This is a genomic window from Pseudomonas wadenswilerensis (assembly GCF_024749185.1).
Lineage (GTDB): Bacteria > Pseudomonadota > Gammaproteobacteria > Pseudomonadales > Pseudomonadaceae > Aquipseudomonas > Aquipseudomonas wadenswilerensis.
The window spans coordinates 2,079,263-2,095,479 of record NZ_CP087191.1 but is presented as its reverse complement, the minus strand read 5'-3'; the positions used below and the strand labels follow the sequence as shown (position 1 = coordinate 2,095,479).

The 16,217-nt window shown below is 62.9% G+C and carries 19 protein-coding genes and 1 tRNA gene; 12 read left to right on the top strand and 8 right to left on the bottom strand.

The genetic code is table 11. The features are described from left to right. The first annotated feature begins 22 nt into the window (after positions 1-22). Entirely contained in the window at positions 23-256 is a 234-nt protein-coding gene (locus LOY45_RS09655; protein WP_258579023.1) for a hypothetical protein, read from the top strand. A gap of 16 nt (positions 257-272) precedes the next feature. Here LOY45_RS09655 and LOY45_RS09650 read toward each other — a convergent pair whose 3' ends face one another. Beyond that, positions 273-455 (bottom strand): hypothetical protein, encoded by a 183-nt coding sequence (locus LOY45_RS09650; protein WP_258579022.1) that lies wholly within the window; start codon positions 453-455, stop codon positions 273-275. 67 nt (positions 456-522) lie between these two features. Between LOY45_RS09650 and LOY45_RS09645 the strand changes: the two genes are divergently transcribed. Genes LOY45_RS09645 through LOY45_RS09635 form a run of 3 tightly spaced genes read left to right on the top strand, consistent with a single transcriptional unit; the run spans position 523 to position 2,334 of the window. Further along, positions 523-996: a hypothetical protein gene (locus LOY45_RS09645; protein WP_258579021.1), complete on the top strand. Its 474-nt coding sequence runs from the start codon at positions 523-525 to the stop codon at positions 994-996. A gap of 44 nt (positions 997-1,040) precedes the next feature. Then, a complete protein-coding gene (locus LOY45_RS09640) occupies positions 1,041-1,283 on the top strand; it encodes a DUF4224 domain-containing protein (RefSeq protein ID WP_258579020.1) in 243 nt (80 codons plus the stop codon). A gap of 1 nt (position 1,284) precedes the next feature. Next, entirely contained in the window at positions 1,285-2,334 is a 1,050-nt protein-coding gene (locus LOY45_RS09635) for a tyrosine-type recombinase/integrase (protein WP_258579019.1), read from the top strand. Positions 2,335-2,454: 120 nt separating this feature from the next. Here the strand turns inward: LOY45_RS09635 and LOY45_RS09630 are convergent. Further along, positions 2,455-2,542 (bottom strand) — tRNA-Ser (locus LOY45_RS09630). Between the two features lie 121 nt (positions 2,543-2,663). On the opposite strand from LOY45_RS09630, the gene LOY45_RS09625 reads away from it, so the two are divergent. The 8 genes from LOY45_RS09625 (at position 2,664) to LOY45_RS09590 (ending at position 8,481) form a co-directional block, all read left to right on the top strand. Further along, positions 2,664-3,335, top strand: coding sequence for a Bax inhibitor-1/YccA family protein (locus tag LOY45_RS09625; RefSeq protein ID WP_036994557.1), 672 nt, complete (start codon positions 2,664-2,666; stop codon positions 3,333-3,335). A gap of 194 nt (positions 3,336-3,529) precedes the next feature. Next, positions 3,530-4,909 carry a nucleobase:cation symporter-2 family protein gene (locus LOY45_RS09620; protein WP_045201415.1) on the top strand — a complete coding sequence of 460 codons (1,380 nt, stop codon included), beginning with the start codon at positions 3,530-3,532 and terminating at the stop codon, positions 4,907-4,909. Between the two features lie 128 nt (positions 4,910-5,037). After that, entirely contained in the window at positions 5,038-5,430 is a 393-nt protein-coding gene (gene tusD / locus LOY45_RS09615) for a sulfurtransferase complex subunit TusD (protein WP_115087744.1), read from the top strand. Position 5,431: 1 nt separating this feature from the next. After that, a complete protein-coding gene (gene tusC / locus LOY45_RS09610) occupies positions 5,432-5,791 on the top strand; it encodes a sulfurtransferase complex subunit TusC (RefSeq protein ID WP_233674860.1) in 360 nt (119 codons plus the stop codon). Beyond that, the gene (gene tusB, locus LOY45_RS09605; protein WP_258579018.1) at positions 5,791-6,090 is read left to right on the top strand and encodes a sulfurtransferase complex subunit TusB; all 300 of its coding nucleotides are present in this window, start codon (positions 5,791-5,793) and stop codon (positions 6,088-6,090) included. Before tusC ends, tusB begins: the two co-directional genes overlap by 1 nt. Next, a complete protein-coding gene (locus LOY45_RS09600; RefSeq protein WP_258579017.1) occupies positions 6,087-6,422 on the top strand; it encodes a TusE/DsrC/DsvC family sulfur relay protein in 336 nt (111 codons plus the stop codon). The genes tusB and LOY45_RS09600 overlap by 4 nt, the downstream gene beginning before the upstream one ends. Next, positions 6,419-7,411 carry a glycosyl transferase family protein gene (locus LOY45_RS09595; protein WP_258579016.1) on the top strand — a complete coding sequence of 331 codons (993 nt, stop codon included), beginning with the start codon at positions 6,419-6,421 and terminating at the stop codon, positions 7,409-7,411. The genes LOY45_RS09600 and LOY45_RS09595 overlap by 4 nt, the downstream gene beginning before the upstream one ends. 101 nt (positions 7,412-7,512) lie before the next feature. Continuing rightward, positions 7,513-8,481, top strand: a complete 969-nt coding sequence (locus LOY45_RS09590; RefSeq protein WP_258579015.1) for a glutathione S-transferase family protein — start codon at positions 7,513-7,515, stop codon at positions 8,479-8,481. A gap of 91 nt (positions 8,482-8,572) precedes the next feature. Here LOY45_RS09590 and cysG read toward each other — a convergent pair whose 3' ends face one another. From cysG to ftsK, 6 genes are all read right to left on the bottom strand, one after another. Continuing rightward, the gene (gene cysG, locus LOY45_RS09585) at positions 8,573-9,961 is read right to left on the bottom strand and encodes a siroheme synthase CysG (RefSeq protein ID WP_115087750.1); all 1,389 of its coding nucleotides are present in this window, start codon (positions 9,959-9,961) and stop codon (positions 8,573-8,575) included. Then, positions 9,962-11,242 (bottom strand): serine--tRNA ligase, encoded by a 1,281-nt coding sequence (serS, locus tag LOY45_RS09580; RefSeq protein ID WP_115087751.1) that lies wholly within the window; start codon positions 11,240-11,242, stop codon positions 9,962-9,964. It abuts the gene before it with no gap. 17 nt (positions 11,243-11,259) lie between these two features. Continuing rightward, a complete protein-coding gene (gene crcB, locus LOY45_RS09575) occupies positions 11,260-11,634 on the bottom strand; it encodes a fluoride efflux transporter CrcB (RefSeq protein ID WP_258579014.1) in 375 nt (124 codons plus the stop codon). After that, complete coding sequence (locus tag LOY45_RS09570; protein ID WP_115087753.1) at positions 11,631-12,956, bottom strand: replication-associated recombination protein A; 1,326 nt, start codon at positions 12,954-12,956, stop codon at positions 11,631-11,633. Before LOY45_RS09570 ends, crcB begins: the two co-directional genes overlap by 4 nt. 18 nt (positions 12,957-12,974) lie before the next feature. Next, positions 12,975-13,598 (bottom strand): outer membrane lipoprotein periplasmic chaperone LolA, encoded by a 624-nt coding sequence (gene lolA / locus LOY45_RS09565; RefSeq protein WP_115087754.1) that lies wholly within the window; start codon positions 13,596-13,598, stop codon positions 12,975-12,977. Positions 13,599-13,661: 63 nt separating this feature from the next. Then, positions 13,662-16,130 (bottom strand): DNA translocase FtsK, encoded by a 2,469-nt coding sequence (gene ftsK / locus LOY45_RS09560; protein ID WP_420832721.1) that lies wholly within the window; start codon positions 16,128-16,130, stop codon positions 13,662-13,664. Between the last annotated feature and the right edge of the window lie 87 nt (positions 16,131-16,217).

Below are 16,217 nucleotides of genomic sequence, written 5' to 3'. Positions count from 1 at the left end.
TCACATATCATCAGGAGGCCTCATGGGCTACATCAACCCGCTACTGAAACTTCCGGCGGGCCGAGCCCTACTGGAACTCCCGGCCGAAGACCGCGCGCGAATCGAAGCAGTGCTTCGAGAGCTGCGCGCCCAGGCCGACGCCGAGGCCGAAAAATCCTGGCTCCGCCGTAAGGGGCCGATGGCCGCCTACTGGCGCGCCGTTTCCACCTACGCCCGGCACCTGGCGCACGCGGTCTCGCATAACGCCCAGCCTTAACCCCCCCTACAACAACTCAAGCCTGCCGGCGTTTCGACCAAATTCCGGTCGCGATCAATGCAAAACCTGGAATGAGCAAGCCCGCAGCGGTGTAACCGAATGCTGGTTGCCCAGACGCACCAACTGCAGCGAAAGCGATTCCCAATGCAGTCATTGGGCCACCAGCGATAGTGAACGTGTTCTTGGCTGTCTTGCTCATATCAATCCTCCTTGTTGACTTCCCATTTAACCATATGCGCCTGCCGGTAGGCGGGCAAGGATGAGCTATGTCCGCAACAACCCGTTTTCACGAAGCCGCCAACGACGCCCTGGTGCAGATCAGCAACAACCTGTGGCCCGAGGCCAAGCTCGCCCTGGTCATCTACACGCCTGGCGAGCCCGGCAAGGACATCGTCCTGAAGGACCAAGGCATTGTCCTTGGTGAGGTGGTCAGCACCCTACGCCGGTCTGGCCTGAGCATTGACGGCGAAAACGCCTACAAGCAGGACCTGTGTGACTCGATCGTCGGAGCTTTGGCTTTCGGCAAGCAGAACACCAACCCGCCTCCCGCTGATCATTGGGGGCAGCGCTTCTGGGATATCGGCCGGGCCGAAGGCGAGCTGCAGGAAGAGCTACTTCTGGCCTTGGCGCAGGTGACCGACTGTTTGAGCAAGGCTCTCACTGGTGGCGAAGTGTCCGCCGCTGCAGCTGGCCACGCGCTGACGAAGGCCGGCGAGCTGATCATCAAGCACCGAACCTAACCCCTCCCCACCTCAGCCGCCATGCGCGGCGTGGAACCTATCCCATGGAAACCGAAATTCTCTCGGAGAAAGAACTGGCCGAGCTGACCGGCTACAAGGCCAGGGGCTACCAGCGCCGATGGCTTGAAGAACGCCAATGGCACTTCGTCGAAAGCCGTGGCGGGCGACCACTGGTTGGTCGCCAGTACGCCCGAATGAAGCTGGGCATGACCTTGGAGGTAGTACCCACGACACCTCCCCCACTACCCGAACCAACCTGGAAACCAGATTTTTCCCGAGTGAACTGAGATGCGACCACGGAGCAAAGAAAACAGGGACCTCCCGCCAAACGTCTACCGCCGGAAGCGCAAGCGCAAGAGCGGGAAGGTCTGGGTCGGGTACTACTACTGCGACGCAACGGGCAAAGAGATATCGCTCGGGACTGACTTGGACCTGGCCCGCCTGAAGTGGGCCGAGCTAGAGGCGAAGGAAAAGCCACAGGACTTGCGCCTGATGAAGGCGATCTTCGATAGGTATGAGCGGGACATCATCCCGAAGAAAGGAGCGCGCACGCAGAAGGACAACCTCTCGGAGCTGCGCCAGCTTCGACCTGTCTTCGATAGCGCGCCAATAGATGCGCTCACGCCAGCAATGATTGCGCAGTACCGGGATGCGCGATCGGCGAAGGTGCGGGCGAATCGCGAGATTGCCACGCTCTCCCATGTATTCAATATGGCCCGGGAATGGGGGCTCACAGCAAAAGAGAACCCTTGCCAGGGTGTGCGCAAAAACAAGGAAACGCCTCGGGACTTCTACGCCAATGACGCGGTATGGGATGCGGTGTACAAAAAAGCAGTACCAGAGCTGAAGGACGCCATGGACTTGGCGTATCTGACGGGCCAGCGTCCTGCGGACGTACTGGTGATGAGGCGGGACGATATCGAGGGGGGGTATCTGGTTGTGCAGCAGAACAAGACACACAAGAAGCTGCGCATCATGCTCTCGGTGGACGGCGTAGATAACAGCCTAGGCAAGCTGATCAAGCAAATGGCTACGCGGAACCAGGAGCACAGCTCCAGCTATTTGATTGTCAGCGAGCGGGGCAAGCGCATGTCTGCATCGATGCTGCGCAATCGCTGGGACGAAGCTCGGGCCCTGGCCAGATCGACAGCCTTGGAGGAAGGCGACAGTCTCTTAGCGTCTCGGATCACGCAGTTCCAGTTCCGCGATATTCGCCCGAAGGCAGCATCCGAAATCAAGGATATTGAGGACGCCAGCCTGCTGTTGGGGCACACCAAAGGCGACATCACCGAGCGGGTTTATCGCCGGGTTGGAGCCATCGCAAAACCGTCAAAATAAGGAAAGTTTCGGAACTCATTCCGAAAAGTATCGGAACTCATAGGCTTATGCCCGAACTGATAAGGGGCTTTTCTAGGCCCCAGAAACGCAAAAAGCCCTGAATAATCAGGGCTTTGAAGATGGCGGAAGCGTAGAGATTCGAACTCTAGGATAGTTGCCCATCGACGGTTTTCAAGACCGTTGCCTTAAACCACTCGGCCACGCTTCCTCGTATTGCGGGCGCCATAATACCGAAATGAAACAAGCTGTCAAACTCTCTATGTGGCCGCTTTGCGCGGCTCTGTTATGATCTTTGCATCTGAACGTTTCAAACCCACAGGAGTGTCGCCATGCGCGAACAGGATTACGCCGTCAATCACGGCCAGCAGGTCGAGCAGCAGGAGGTCAGCCGCGTCCTGCGTAACACATACGGGTTGCTGGCTATCACCCTCGCCTTCAGTGGCATCATGGCCTACGTGGCGCAGCAGATGCGCGTCGGCTACCCGAACATTTTCGTGGTGCTGATCGGCTTCTACGGCCTGTTCTTCCTCACCAACAAGCTGCGTGATTCGGTCTGGGGCCTGGTGTCCACCTTCGCCCTCACCGGCTTCATGGGCTTCTTGCTCGGCCCTATCCTCAACCGTTACCTGGGTATGGCCGGTGGCGCCGAGGTGGTCAGCTCGGCGTTCGCGATGACGGCCCTGGTTTTCGGTGGCCTGTCGGCCTATGTGCTGATTACCCGCAAGGACATGAGCTTCCTCGGTGGTTTCATCACCGCCGGTTTCTTCGTGTTGATGGGTGCGGTGCTGGCCAGCCTGTTCTTCCAGATCAGCGGCCTGCAGCTGGCGATCAGCGCCGGCTTCGTGCTGTTCTCGTCAGTGTGCATCCTGTTCCAGACCAGCGCGATCATTCACGGTGGCGAGCGTAACTACATCATGGCAACCATCAGCCTGTATGTGTCGATCTACAACCTGTTCGTCAGCCTGCTGCAGCTGTTCGGCCTGATGGGTCGCGATGACTGATTGGTTGCTGGTGTGATGCGTTGAGAGAAAGCCCGCTTCGGCGGGCTTTTTTGTGGGTGGGGTTTGGCAAGGCTTTGCCTTGCATCGCTGGCAAAGCCAGCTCCCACAGGGATAGGTGCCAGCCTCAAGGCACTACCGTAAACGGGTGCGGGCCCGTAGAATGCGCTCCTTTTTTCTTCCGGGGCAGCACTCCCATGAGTTCAATCGAGCAAGGACCCGGCGCACCCGCGCAGGCCAATGAACTGGTCCTCGGCCTTGAAGACCGGCCGCGTCCGTTGATCGCGATGCTGGCGGCGTTGCAGCACCTGCTGGCGATCATTGTGCCGATCGTCACCCCTGGCCTGCTGATTTGCCAGGCGCTGGGGGTTTCGGCCCGTGATACCAACCTGATCGTGTCGATGTCGCTGGTGATCTCCGGGATCGCCACTTTCGTGCAGTGCCGTCGCTTCGGGCCTTTTGGCGCCGGGCTTTTGATTGTGCAGGGCACCAGCTTCAACTTTGTCGGGCCGTTGATCGCCGGTGGCGCGTTGATGGTCAAGCAAGGCACGCCGGTCGAAGGCGTGATGGCGGCGATTTTTGGTGTGGTGATTGCCGGTTCGTTCGTGGAGATGGGCATTTCGCGCATTCTGCCGTTCGTCAAACGCCTGATTACCCCGCTGGTGACCGGTATCGTCGTGCTGATGATCGGCCTGACCCTGATCAAGGTCGGCCTGATCAGTATGGGCGGCGGCTTTGCGGCGATGAGCAACGGCACCTTCGCCAATGGCGAGAACCTCCTGCTGTCGGGCGTGGTGCTGGCGATCATCGTGATCCTCAACCGTATTCCGGTGGTGTGGATGCGTAGCTGCGCCATCGTCATCGCCCTGGCCGTGGGTTACGCCCTGGCCGGTTACCTGGGCCGCCTGAACTTCACCGGCATGCACGAAGCTGCGCTGTTCCAGGTGCCCGTACCGCTGCATTTCGGCCTGGGTTTCTCTTGGGCGCTGTTCATTCCGATGCTGGTGATCTACCTGGTGACCTCGTTGGAAGCCATTGGTGATGTGACCGCTACCAGCAAGGTCTCGCGCCAGCCGGTGGAAGGCCCGCTGTGGATGCAGCGGATCAAGGGCGGCGTGCTGGTCAACGGCGCCAACTCGCTGCTGGCCGGGGTGTTCAATACCTTCCCGAGCTCGATCTTTGCCCAGAATAATGGCGTGATTCAGCTGACCGGTATCGCTAGCCGCCATATCGGTGTGTGGATTGCGGCGATGCTGGTGATCCTCGGCCTGTTCCCGAGCGTGGCCGGGGTGATCCAAGCGGTGCCGGAGCCGGTGCTCGGTGGCGCGGCGATGGTGATGTTCGGCGCGGTGGCGGCTTCGGGGATCAATATCCTTGCCAGCATCAGCCTGGATCGTCGCGCGCTGCTGATCATTGCCGTGTCGCTGGCGCTGGGCCTGGGGGTGGCGCAGGTGCCGGAGTTCCTCGCGCATATGCCGTCGGCACTGCGTAATGTGCTGGAGTCGGGGGTGGCCACCGGGGGGATTTGTGCCCTGGTACTGAACTGGTTCTTGCCGGAGCATAAAGACAAGGCTTGAGACAGTGTTGAAGCCATCGCTGGCAAGCCAGCTCCCACAGGGGGCGAGGTAAGCCCTGAAGAGCCCGCGGCATGTTGCTGCGGGCTTTTTGCTTTATCATTCCCGCAGATTTGCTGAAAGAGACTTCCATGAAGTTCGCCATTGCGGTTTTTTCTCCGGCCCATGCGCCCTCCTCGCGCCGCGCCCTGCGTTTTGCCCAGGCGGCGCTCGCTGGCGGGCATGAGATTGTCCGGCTGTTTTTCTATCAGGACGGCGTGCACAGCGCCTCGGGCAATGTCGTGACGCCCCAGGATGAGCTGGACCTGCCCACCGAGTGGCGCGCGTTCGTCAGCGCGCAGCAGCTCGATGCCGTGGTGTGCATTGCCGCCGCTCTGCGCCGCGGCGTGCTCAATGCCGAGGAAGCCCAGCGCTACCAGCGCCCGGCGGTCAACCTGCCAGCGCCCTGGGAGCTGTCCGGGCTGGGCCAGTTGCATGAGGCGGCGCAAGTCGCCGATCGACTGATGTGCTTTGGAGGCGATTGAGATGGCCAAGTCCTTGCTGATTATCAGCCGCCAGGCGCCGTGGGCCGGGCCATCCGCCCGCGAGGCGCTGGATATCGCCCTGGCCGGCGGTGCCTTCGACCTGCCGCTGGGCATGCTGTTTCTCGATGACGGCGTGTTCCAGCTCGCCCCCGGCCAGCAGCCGGCCCAGCTGCAGCAGAAGAACCTCGCGGCCAACCTGCAGGCATTGCCGATGTTCGGTATCGAGGAACTGTTCGCCGCCAGCAGCAGCCTGCAGGAGCGCGGCCTTGCTGCCGACACCCTGAGCCTGCCGGTGCAGGTGCTGGATGACGCTGCGCTGGCCGCGTTGATCGACCGTTTCGACCAGGTGGTGACCCTCTGATGAGCACCTTGCACGTGATTTGCCACTCGCCATTTGGCGACAACCGCCTGAGCAGTTGCCTGCGCCTGCTTGGCAGCGCCGACGGCCTGCTGCTGTGCGGCGATGCGGTGTATGCCCTGCAGCCCGGTAGCGAGCCGCTGCGCGCGCTGCAGGCCAGCCAGCTGGACGGGCGTCTGTTCGCCCTGGACGAAGACCTGCAGGCCCGCGCCATTGCCATCAACGACCTGGGCAAGGCTATCGACTACCCGGCCTTCGTCGAGCTGTCGCTGCACTATGACAAGGTCAACAGCTGGCTATGAGCACCCTGACTGTCGGCGAACGCAGCATCGCCCTGGATAAAGACGGCTACCTGGTCGAGCTCGGTGATTGGTCCGAGGAGGTCGCCAGCGCCCTCGCCGCCCATGAAAACCTGGAGCTGACCGCGGAACACTGGGAAGTGCTGACCCTGCTGCGCGACTTCTACCAGGAGTTCGAGTTGTCGCCGGCCACCCGCCCGCTGATCAAGTACACCGCGCTCAAGCTGGGCGCGGAAAAAGGCAACAGCCTGCACCTGAACCGCCTGTTCAAGGGCACTCCCGCCAAACTCGCCGCAAAACTTGCGGGCCTGCCAAAGCCGACCAATTGCATATGACCGAGCTCACCCCGCTGATCACCGAAACCCCGGCCGAACATCCGTTTGCCCAGTTCGTGCGCATCCTTGGCAAGGGCAAGCGCGGTGCCCGTGGCCTGAGCCGCGAGGAAGCCCGCGAGGCCATGGGCATGCTGCTCGACGGCAAGGTCGAGGAAACCCAGCTCGGCGCCTTCCTGATGCTGCTGCGGCACAAGGAAGAAAGCCCCGAAGAGCTGGCCGGCTTCACCGAAGCGCTGCGTCAGCGGCTGCAGGCGCCGCCGATCCAGGTTGATCTGGACTGGCCAAGCTACGCCGGCAAGAAGCGCCATTTGCCCTGGTACCTGCTGGCCGCCAAGTGCCTGGCGGCCAACGGCGTGCGCATCCTGCTGCACGGTGGCGGCGCCCACACGGCCGGGCGGCTGTATACCGAGCAATCGCTGGAACTGCTGAGCATTCCATTGTGCCGGGACTGGCATTCGGTGTCTGAAGCGCTGGACACCCACAAGCTGGCGTTCATCCCGCTGCAAGACTGGGCGCCACGCCTGCAACGAATGATCGACCTGCGCAACACCCTGGGCCTGCGCTCGCCGATTCATTCCCTGGCACGGGTGCTCAACCCGCTGAATGCGCGCTGCGGCCTGCAGAGCATCTTCCACCCCGGCTACCAGGCCGTGCACCGCGAGGCCAGCCGCCTGCTGGGCGACACGGCGATCGTGGTAAAGGGCGATGGTGGCGAGATCGAGATCAACCCGGACACCAGCAGCCACCTGTATGGCACCGCCAATGGCCTCGACTGGGATGAAGAATGGCCCGCCCTGGTAGCCCAGCGCCACGTCAAACCGGCGAGCCTTGAGCCCGGGCAACTGCTGGCCGTGTGGCGCGGTGATGAGCAGAACAGCTATGGCGAACTGGCCGTGGTGGCGACCATGGCCCTGGCCCTGCGCGGCCTGGGTCAATCCCGAGAGGAAGCCTTCGCCCAGGCGCAACGCTACTGGGATCAGCGCCACTGATCGAATAAGCCGATCAAACAGGCCCGGACTTTGCGCTATTCGTTCGAACCCAGCTCCGTACACTGGGTTCTAACTCAGAACGAATCGCCAAGGAGCTCTGCATGGGCCTGTTGATCGACGGACGCTGGCATGACCAGTGGTATGAAAGCAGCGCAGACGGCGCTTTCCAGCGTGAAAGCGCGCAACGGCGCAACGCCCTGCCCGCCGCGCAAGCCGGCCGTTACCACCTGTATGTATCGCTCGCCTGCCCCTGGGCCCACCGCACCCTGATCTTGCGTAAGCTCAAGGGCCTTGAGAACCTGATCGATGTGTCGGTGGTCAGCTGGCTGATGGGCGAGCATGGCTGGACCTTCGACCAGAGCAACGGCTCGACCGGCGACAAGCTCGAGCACCTGGACTTCCTGCACCAGCGCTACACCCGTGACGATCCGCACTACAGCGGCCGGGTCACGGTGCCGGTGCTGTGGGATAAACACGAGCAACGCATCGTCAACAATGAGTCGGCGGAGATCATTCGCATCTTCAACTCGGCTTTCGACGAGCTGACCGGCAATCGCCTGGACCTGTATCCCGAAGCGCTGCGCGGGCAGATTGAGGCGCTTAACGAGCGGATCTATCCGGCGGTCAACAATGGCGTGTACCGGGCAGGCTTTGCCACTTCGCAGGCGGCCTATGAGCAGGCTTTTGATGAGGTGTTTGCCGAACTGGATCATCTGGAGCGGCTGCTCGGCACCCAGCGCTACCTGGCCGGGGAATACCTGACCGAGGCCGACTGGCGGCTGTTTACCACGCTGATTCGCTTCGATGCGGTGTACCACGGGCACTTCAAGTGCAACTTGCGGCGCATTGCCGATTACCCGAACCTGTCGAACTGGCTACGGGAGCTGTATCAGTGGCCGGGGATCGCCGAGACGGTGAATTTCGAGCATATCCAGAAGCACTACTACATGAGCCACAAGACCATCAATCCGAACGGGATTGTGCCCAAGGGGCCGTTGCAGGATTTTGAGCTGGGGCATGACCGGGAGCGACTGGTGGGGCGGGGAATCTGGAACAAGACTGGAGTGTGAGGCCAGGCAAACCGGCCTCATCGCTGGCAAGCCAGCTCCCACAGGTGCAGTGCATACAGTGCCTGTGGGAGCTGGCTTGCCAGCGATGATTTCAAGGCTGGGCGCCTTCGAACCAGGCCAGCTTCTCGCGAAGCTGTACTACTTCGCCGACGATCACCAGGGTCGGCGCATGCACTTCATGCTCGGCCACCAGCTTGGGCAAGTCGGCCAAGGTGCCAGTGAACACCCGCTGATTTGGCGTGGTGCCCTGCTGCACCAGTGCCGCCGGCGTATCCGCCGCCCGCCCGTGACGAATCAGCTCGGCACAGATGGTCGGCAAGCCAACCAGGCCCATGTAGAACACCAAGGTCTGCGCCGGCGCCACCAGGTCATCCCACGGCAGGTCGCTGGTACCGTCCTTGAGGTGGCCGGTGACGAAACGCACCGACTGGGCATAGTCGCGGTGGGTCAGCGGAATGCCGGCATAGGCCGAGCAGCCACTGGCCGCGGTAATCCCCGGCACCACCTGGAACGGAATGCCCTGGGCCGCCAGCTCTTCGATCTCTTCGCCGCCACGGCCGAAGATGAACGGATCGCCACCTTTCAGACGCAACACACGCTTGCCCTGACGCGCCAGGTCGACCAGTTGCTGGTTGATCTGCGCTTGCGGCACGGCGTGATCGGCGCGGCGCTTGCCGACGTAGATGCGCTCGGCATCACGGCGGCACAGTTCGATGATCGCCGGGGCGACCAGGCGATCGTAGAGCACCACATCGGCCTGCTGCATCAGGCGCAAGGCGCGGAAGGTCAGCAGGTCCGGGTCACCGGGGCCGGCGCCGACCAGATACACCTCGCCCGGCGCCTGGTAGGTGGCACCGTCGATCTTGGCTTGCAGCAGACGCTCGGCTTCAGCGCCCTGCCCGGCCAGTTGCCGCTCGGCAATCGGGCCCTGGAAGACATCTTCCCAGAAGCCGCGACGCTGATTGACGTCCGGGTACAGCGCCTTGACCTTGTGCCGAAAGCGCGCGCCAAGGCCGGCCAGTTCGCCATAGGCAGCAGGGATCCAGGTTTCCAGCTTGGCCCGAATCAACCGCGCCAGCACCGGCGCATCGCCGCCGCTGGACACCGCAACCACCAATGGCGAGCGGTCGACGATGGCCGGGAAAATCACCGAACACAGCGCCGGCGCATCGACCACATTGACCGGTACGCAGCGCTGCTGGGCATCCGCCGAGACCTGGGCGTTGAGCGCCTGGTCGTCGGTGGCGGCAATGATCAGCTGGCAACCGTCGAGGTCGCCCGGCTGGTAACCACGGCTGAGAATTTCACCACCGCTGTGCCGGGCAAGCTCGGCCAGTTGCACTTCGATCTCGGGCGCCACTACCCGCAGCACAGCCCCGGCATCAGCCAGCAGACGCGATTTGCGCAGGGCAATTTCACCTCCGCCGACGATCAGCACACGGCTGCCGCGCAGTTTGTGGAACAGCGGCAGGAATTCCATTTAACCGATGACCTCCAGGCCACCCATGTACGGCTTGAGTACTTCCGGCACGCGGATCGAACCGTCGGCCTGCTGGTAGTTCTCCAGCACCGCCACCAGGGTACGGCCGACCGCCAGGCCCGAACCGTTGAGGGTGTGCACCAGTTCCGGCTTGCCGGTTTCCGGGTTGCGCCAGCGCGCCTGCATGCGGCGGGCCTGGAAGTCGCCACAGTTGGAGCACGAGGAGATTTCGCGGTACTTGTCCTGGCTCGGCACCCAGACTTCCAGGTCGTAGGTTTTCACCGCGCTGAAGCCCATGTCGCCGGTGCACAGCGCCAGCACCCGGTACGGCAGTTCCAGGGCTTGCAGCACGCGCTCGGCGTTGGCGGTCAGGCCTTCCAGGGCTTCCATGGATTTGTCCGGCTCGACGATCTGCACCATCTCGACCTTGTCGAACTGGTGCTGACGGATCATGCCGCGGGTGTCGCGGCCCGACGCACCGGCTTCGCTACGGAAGCACGGGGTATGGGCGACGAACTTGATCGGCAGTTGCTTGGCGTCGAGGATCTCGCCGGCAACGATGTTGGTCAGCGACACCTCGGCGGTCGGGATCAGGTAGAAGTCGGCCTCGCCGTCGCGGCTGATCTTGAACAGGTCTTCCTCGAACTTGGGCAACTGGCCGGTGCCTTGCAGCGCCGGGGCCTGGACCAGGTACGGGGTGTAGGCTTCTTCGTAGCCGTGCTCGCTGGTGTGCAGGTTGATCATGAACTGCGCCAGGGCGCGGTGCAGACGGGCGATCGGGCCGCGCAGCAGGGCGAAACGGGCGCCCGACAGCTTGGCTGCGGTTTCGAAGTCGAGGCCGCCGCTCAGCTCACCGAGGGCAACGTGGTCCTTGATCTCGAAATCGAAGGCGCGCGGGGTGCCCCAACGGCGGACTTCGACGTTGTGGTCTTCATCGGCGCCGACCGGCACGCTTTCGTCCGGCAGGTTGGGAATGCCCAGCAGGATCCCATCCAGTTCAGCCTGGATGCCGTCCAGCTCGACCTTGCCGCTGGCCAGTTCGCCGGCCATGCGCTCGACGTCAGCCATCAGCGGAGCGATGTCTTCGCCCTTGGCCTTGGCCTGGCCGATGGATTTGGAACGGGCGTTACGCTCGGCCTGCAGTTGTTCGGTACGGGTCTGTACCACCTTGCGGCGTTCTTCCAGGGCCTCGATGCGCGCGACATCCAGGCTGAAGCCACGGGAGGCCAGGCGGTCCGCCACTTCCTGAAGTTGGCCGCGTAACAGTTTGGAATCGAGCATATCGTTCTCTCGTTGGTTCAGAATTTGGTCAGGGACAGGCCAGCCCAGGTTGCGAGCAGCCCGCCAAATACGCTGGCCCCGGCATACCCGAAGGCCAGCGGCGCCTGCCCGCTTTCGAGCAGGCGCACGGTATCCAGTGAAAAGGATGAAAAGGTTGTAAGACCGCCGAGAAAGCCGACGATCAGGCCCGCACGCAGCTCGACCGGCACCAGCGGGCGATGCAGAAACAGCCCGTAGAGCAAGCCGATCAGCAGGCAGCCAATCAGATTGACCGCCAGCGTACCGAGATAGAAGTGGTGTGGCCAGTGCGCGTTGACCCAATTGGCAGTGGCAAAGCGCATCAGGGTGCCGACAATGCCCCCGGCGCTGACTGCGGCGATCACGGCAATCATGGTTTTCTGCGCTGCCGCGGGCTGTTGCGGTCGAGTTCGGCCAGGTGCTTGAGCTTCTCGCCGATCTTCAATTCCAGGCCGCGCGGCACCGGTTGGTAGTACTGGCGCGGCGCGAGGTGGTCAGGGAAGTAGTCTTCGCCGGCGGCGTAGGCATCCGGTTCGTCATGGGCGTAGCGGTATTCATCGCCATAGCCCAGCTGCTTCATCAGCTTGGTCGGGGCGTTGCGCAGGTGCAGCGGCACTTCCAGCGAACCGTGCTCGCCAGCTTCGCGCAGCGCAGTTTTGAAGCCCATGTACACCGCGTTGCTCTTCGGTGCACAGGCCAGGTAGGTAATGGCCTGGGCCACAGCCAGCTCGCCTTCCGGGCTGCCCAGGCGCTCTTGCACGTCCCAGGCCGCCAGGCACAGGCTCAAGGCGCGGGGGTCGGCGTTGCCGATGTCTTCGCTGGCCATGCGTACCACGCGGCGGGCGATGTACAGCGGGTCGCAGCCGCCATCGAGCATGCGCGCGAACCAGTACAAGGCGCCATCGGGGTTGGAGCCGCGCACCGACTTGTGCAGCGCCGAGATCTGGTCGTAGAAGGCCTCGCCACCCTTGTCGAAACGCCGGCGGCTGTCACCGAGCAGGCTCTGCAGCAATTCGACAGCGATTTCACCGCCATCCTCTGCCAGGTCCGAGGCGTTTTCGAGGAAGTTGAGCATGCGCCGGCCATCGCCATCGGCGGCAGCCATGAGCATCTGGAAGGCTTCGTCGCCAACGCGCAACTGGCGCTTGCCCAGGCCACGCTCTTCCGTCAGGGCGCGGTTGACCAGCTTGCGTAGCGCGGCTTCGTCGAGGCTTTTCAGCACATAGACCCGTGCCCGCGACAGCAGCGCGTTGTTCAGTTCGAACGAAGGGTTCTCGGTGGTGGCGCCGATGAAGATCAGCGTGCCGTCTTCCACATACGGCAAAAAGGCATCCTGCTGGGACTTGTTGAAGCGGTGCACTTCATCAACGAACAGAATCGTGCGCCGCCCATACTGCCCGGCCTGCTGCTTGGCGATGTCCACCGCGTGGCGGATTTCCTTGACCCCGGCCAACACCGCCGAAACGGTCTCGAAGTGGGCGTCGCAGAACTGCGCCAGCAACCGCGCCAGGGTGGTCTTGCCGACCCCGGGCGGGCCCCAGAAGATCATCGAGTGCAGTGCGCCCGCTTCCAGTGCCTCGCGCAGCGGCTTGCCGCGGGCCAGCAGGTGCTCCTGGCCAACGTACTCGTCCAGGTTGGCCGGGCGCAGGCGCGCGGCCAGGGGCTGGGCTACGGGGTCGCTACGAAACAGGTCCATGGACGGCGCTACTACCTCTTACTCGGAGATGACATCCGCACCTTTGGGGATGTCGAACTTGAACTTGCTCGCCGGGATCGCCTCGTTGGCCTTGACCGCGGTGAACAGGATGTTGGTGCGTTGGCCGACGCTGTCGATCAGTTGCATGTCGTTGACCAGGCCGCGACGGAACGACAGGCGCAGCGAGTCGAACAGGGTGTCCTTGGTTTTCGGCTTGAGCACGAAATCCATGACCTCGCCCTGCTCTTTAGAGGTGATGTCGAAGCTCTGGCTGATCTTCGAGACGTCACCGGACAGCAACAGTGCCGGGGTTTCAGTCAGGCGCTGGTCGAGTTTCTTGATGGTAGCCTGTTCCAGGTCCGGGTCCCACAGGGTGACGTTCTTGCCGTCCGACACCACCACCTGCTCCTGTGGCGCATCGGTGTGCCAGTAGAACAGGCCCGGGCGCTGCACGGCCATCTGCCCGGTGGTTTCCTGCAGCTGAGTGCCGGTGCCATCGAGGGTCAGTTGAGAGAAATTGGCGCTGATGGTCCTGGATTTGTCCAGCAACTGGGTCAGGCGTGCCGCATCGGCATCGGCGGCAATTGCCGAAGCGCTGGACAGGGCCATAGCGGAAACCAACAGCATGCGAATCAGGCGCATGGAAATCCTCGTTGCAGTATGAAGGGGCTGGCCGCCGTCACTGGCCGCCAGCAGGTTGGATCATCAGTCGCGGGACGGCCCGGGGGCAATTACTTCGCGCGAACCGTTGGTGTTCATGGCGGTGACCACACCGGCCATCTCCATTGCCTCGATCATCCGCGCAGCGCGGTTGTAGCCGATCTTCAGCTTGCGCTGTACGGCGGAAATGGACGCACGGCGGCTTTCCAGCACGAACTGCACGGCTTCATCGTACAGCGCATCGGTTTCGGCATCGTCGCCGTCTCCGCCACCACCGCCGCCGTCAAAGCCGCTGCCGGCCTCTTCGACGCCGCTGAGGATGTCCTCGTTGTAGTCCGGGGCGCCCCGCAGTTTCCAGGCCTCGACCACGCGATGGACCTCGTCATCGGAAACGAAGGCGCCATGCACACGAATCGGCAGGCTGGTGCCTGGTGGCATGTAGAGCATGTCACCGTGGCCGAGCAACTGTTCGGCGCCGCCCTGGTCGATGATGGTCCGCGAGTCGATCTTGCTCGAGACCTGGAAGGCCATGCGGGTCGGGATGTTGGCCTTGATCAGGCCGGTGATCACGTCCACCGAGGGCCGCTGGGTCGCGAGAATCAGGTGAATACCGGCAGCACGGGCCTTCTGGGCGATACGGGCGATCAGCTCTTCGACCTTCTTGCCGACGATCATCATCATGTCGGCGAACTCGTCGACCACCACGACAATGGTCGGCAGGGTTTTCAGCAGCGGCGGCACGTCGTCCATGCTTTCGCGCTTGAACATCGGGTCGTAGATCGGCTCGCCGGCTTCTTCGGCGTCCTTGACCTTGCGGTTGAAGCCCGCCAGGTTGCGCACGCCCATGGCCGCCATCAGCTTGTAGCGCCGCTCCATCTCGGCCACGCTCCAGCGCAGGGCGTTGGCGGCGTCCTTCATGTCGGTGACCACCGGGCAGAGCAGGTGCGGAATGCCTTCGTAGATCGACAGTTCGAGCATTTTCGGGTCGATCATGATCAGCTTGGCGTCTTCCGGGCCCGACTTGAACAGGATCGACAGGATCATGGCGTTGACGCCCACCGACTTACCGGAACCGGTGGTACCGGCCACCAGCAGGTGCGGCATCTTCGCAAGATCGGTGATCACCGGCTTGCCGCCGATGTCGTGGCCCAGGGCCATGGTCACCGGCGATTTGGCTTCGTCGTATTGTGGCGACGACAGCACCTCGGAGAAGCGCACGATCTGCCGGTCTTCGTTGGGGATCTCGATACCGACGGTGGTCTTGCCGGGGATCACTTCAACCACCCGCACGCTGGTCACCGCCAGGGAGCGGGCCAGGTCCTTGGCCAGGTTGGCGATGCGGCTGACCTTGACGCCAGCGGCCGGCTGGATTTCGTAACGGGTAATTACCGGGCCCGGGTGGATCGAGTCTACCGAGACTTCGACGCCGAATTCCTTGAGCTTGATTTCCAGCAGGTGGCCAACGCCGGCCAGGGATTCTGGCGAGTAGTTGACCTGTTTTTTCTCGGCCGGGTCGAGGATCGAGATCGGCGGCAAGGTGCCTTCGATGGCGCTGTCGACGAACAGCGGCGCCTGTTTTTCCTTCTGCACGCGCTTGCTCGGTTCCGGCGCCTTGGCCGGGGCCGGCATGATCACCGGCGCCGGCTGCTGCACGCGCTCAGCGACGTGTTTGCTCAAGGCCTGGTCGCGCTCGATGATGCGCTCCTTGGCCTTGGCCTGCTCGCGACGATCTGGCGCTACCGGGGCGACTACCTCGTGGACCTGGTCATCGACCTCGCGCAGCTGCGCCACCAGGCGCTTGCGCTCGTTGCGCGCCTCCCACCAGCGGTTGGCGGCGCCCTGGAACAACTCGAACAGGTCGAGGGTGATCTTGCCGGTGACGTCCATGACCTTGAACCACGACAGGTCGGTGAACACCGTCAGGCCGAACAGGAACAGGGCGATGAACATCAGGGTGCTGCCCTGCACGTTCAGGGCGTTCTTGGCCAGGTCGCCGAGGCTTTCGCCCAGCGCGCCACCGGCCGATGCCGGCAGGCTGGCGGCGGAATGGAAATGGATATGCGCCAGCGCCGCACCCGAAAGCACCAGGAACACCAGGCCGATCAGGCGCCAGGAGAACAACCAGCCACTCCACTGCCACGGCTGGTGGCGTTCGCGGAAGATCTGCCAGGTCTTGATCGCCAGCAGCAACGGGAAGATGTAGGCGAAATAGCCCAGGACCATGAACAGGATGTCGGCGAAATAGGCACCGGCACGGCCGGCGGCGTTCTGTACCTGCTCGACGTTGCTGGTATGGCTGAAGCCCGGATCGGCCTGGTCGTAGGTCAGCAAGGCCATCCACAGGTACAGGCACAGCGCGCCCACGGCGATCAGCGCACCTTCCTTGAGCCGATAGTGCAGCTGCTGGCGCCAGAGCGGCACGGGCAAGGGACTGGGTGTTGCGGTGGATTTCTTCAAAACGCGTCTATTCCTGCGCTCATTGCGCGTCCAACAGTGATTGACCCAACTGAACAGTCAACAAACCACTACTTTTAACATTACTGCCCGCCTACCGCCATGGCGGCACGCCAGAATGAAGCGTAAACGGGGGCCAATTTCCTA

Bases quoted from the DNA above. Each gene is read 5' to 3' on its own strand.
- LOY45_RS09655 (WP_258579023.1), top strand. From the start codon at position 23: ATGGGCTACATCAACCCGCTACTGAAACTTCCGGCGGGCCGAGCCCTA.
- LOY45_RS09650 (WP_258579022.1), bottom strand. From the start codon at position 455: ATGAGCAAGACAGCCAAGAACACGTTCACTATCGCTGGTGGCCCAATG.
- LOY45_RS09645 (WP_258579021.1), top strand. From the start codon at position 523: ATGTCCGCAACAACCCGTTTTCACGAAGCCGCCAACGACGCCCTGGTG.
- LOY45_RS09640 (WP_258579020.1), top strand. From the start codon at position 1,041: ATGGAAACCGAAATTCTCTCGGAGAAAGAACTGGCCGAGCTGACCGGC.
- LOY45_RS09635 (WP_258579019.1), top strand. From the start codon at position 1,285: ATGCGACCACGGAGCAAAGAAAACAGGGACCTCCCGCCAAACGTCTAC.
- LOY45_RS09625 (WP_036994557.1), top strand. From the start codon at position 2,664: ATGCGCGAACAGGATTACGCCGTCAATCACGGCCAGCAGGTCGAGCAG.
- LOY45_RS09620 (WP_045201415.1), top strand. From the start codon at position 3,530: ATGAGTTCAATCGAGCAAGGACCCGGCGCACCCGCGCAGGCCAATGAA.
- tusD (WP_115087744.1), top strand. From the start codon at position 5,038: ATGAAGTTCGCCATTGCGGTTTTTTCTCCGGCCCATGCGCCCTCCTCG.
- tusC (WP_233674860.1), top strand. From the start codon at position 5,432: ATGGCCAAGTCCTTGCTGATTATCAGCCGCCAGGCGCCGTGGGCCGGG.
- tusB (WP_258579018.1), top strand. From the start codon at position 5,791: ATGAGCACCTTGCACGTGATTTGCCACTCGCCATTTGGCGACAACCGC.
- LOY45_RS09600 (WP_258579017.1), top strand. From the start codon at position 6,087: ATGAGCACCCTGACTGTCGGCGAACGCAGCATCGCCCTGGATAAAGAC.
- LOY45_RS09595 (WP_258579016.1), top strand. From the start codon at position 6,419: ATGACCGAGCTCACCCCGCTGATCACCGAAACCCCGGCCGAACATCCG.
- LOY45_RS09590 (WP_258579015.1), top strand. From the start codon at position 7,513: ATGGGCCTGTTGATCGACGGACGCTGGCATGACCAGTGGTATGAAAGC.
- cysG (WP_115087750.1), bottom strand. From the start codon at position 9,961: ATGGAATTCCTGCCGCTGTTCCACAAACTGCGCGGCAGCCGTGTGCTG.
- serS (WP_115087751.1), bottom strand. From the start codon at position 11,242: ATGCTCGATTCCAAACTGTTACGCGGCCAACTTCAGGAAGTGGCGGAC.
- crcB (WP_258579014.1), bottom strand. From the start codon at position 11,634: ATGATTGCCGTGATCGCCGCAGTCAGCGCCGGGGGCATTGTCGGCACC.
- LOY45_RS09570 (WP_115087753.1), bottom strand. From the start codon at position 12,956: ATGGACCTGTTTCGTAGCGACCCCGTAGCCCAGCCCCTGGCCGCGCGC.
- lolA (WP_115087754.1), bottom strand. From the start codon at position 13,598: ATGCGCCTGATTCGCATGCTGTTGGTTTCCGCTATGGCCCTGTCCAGC.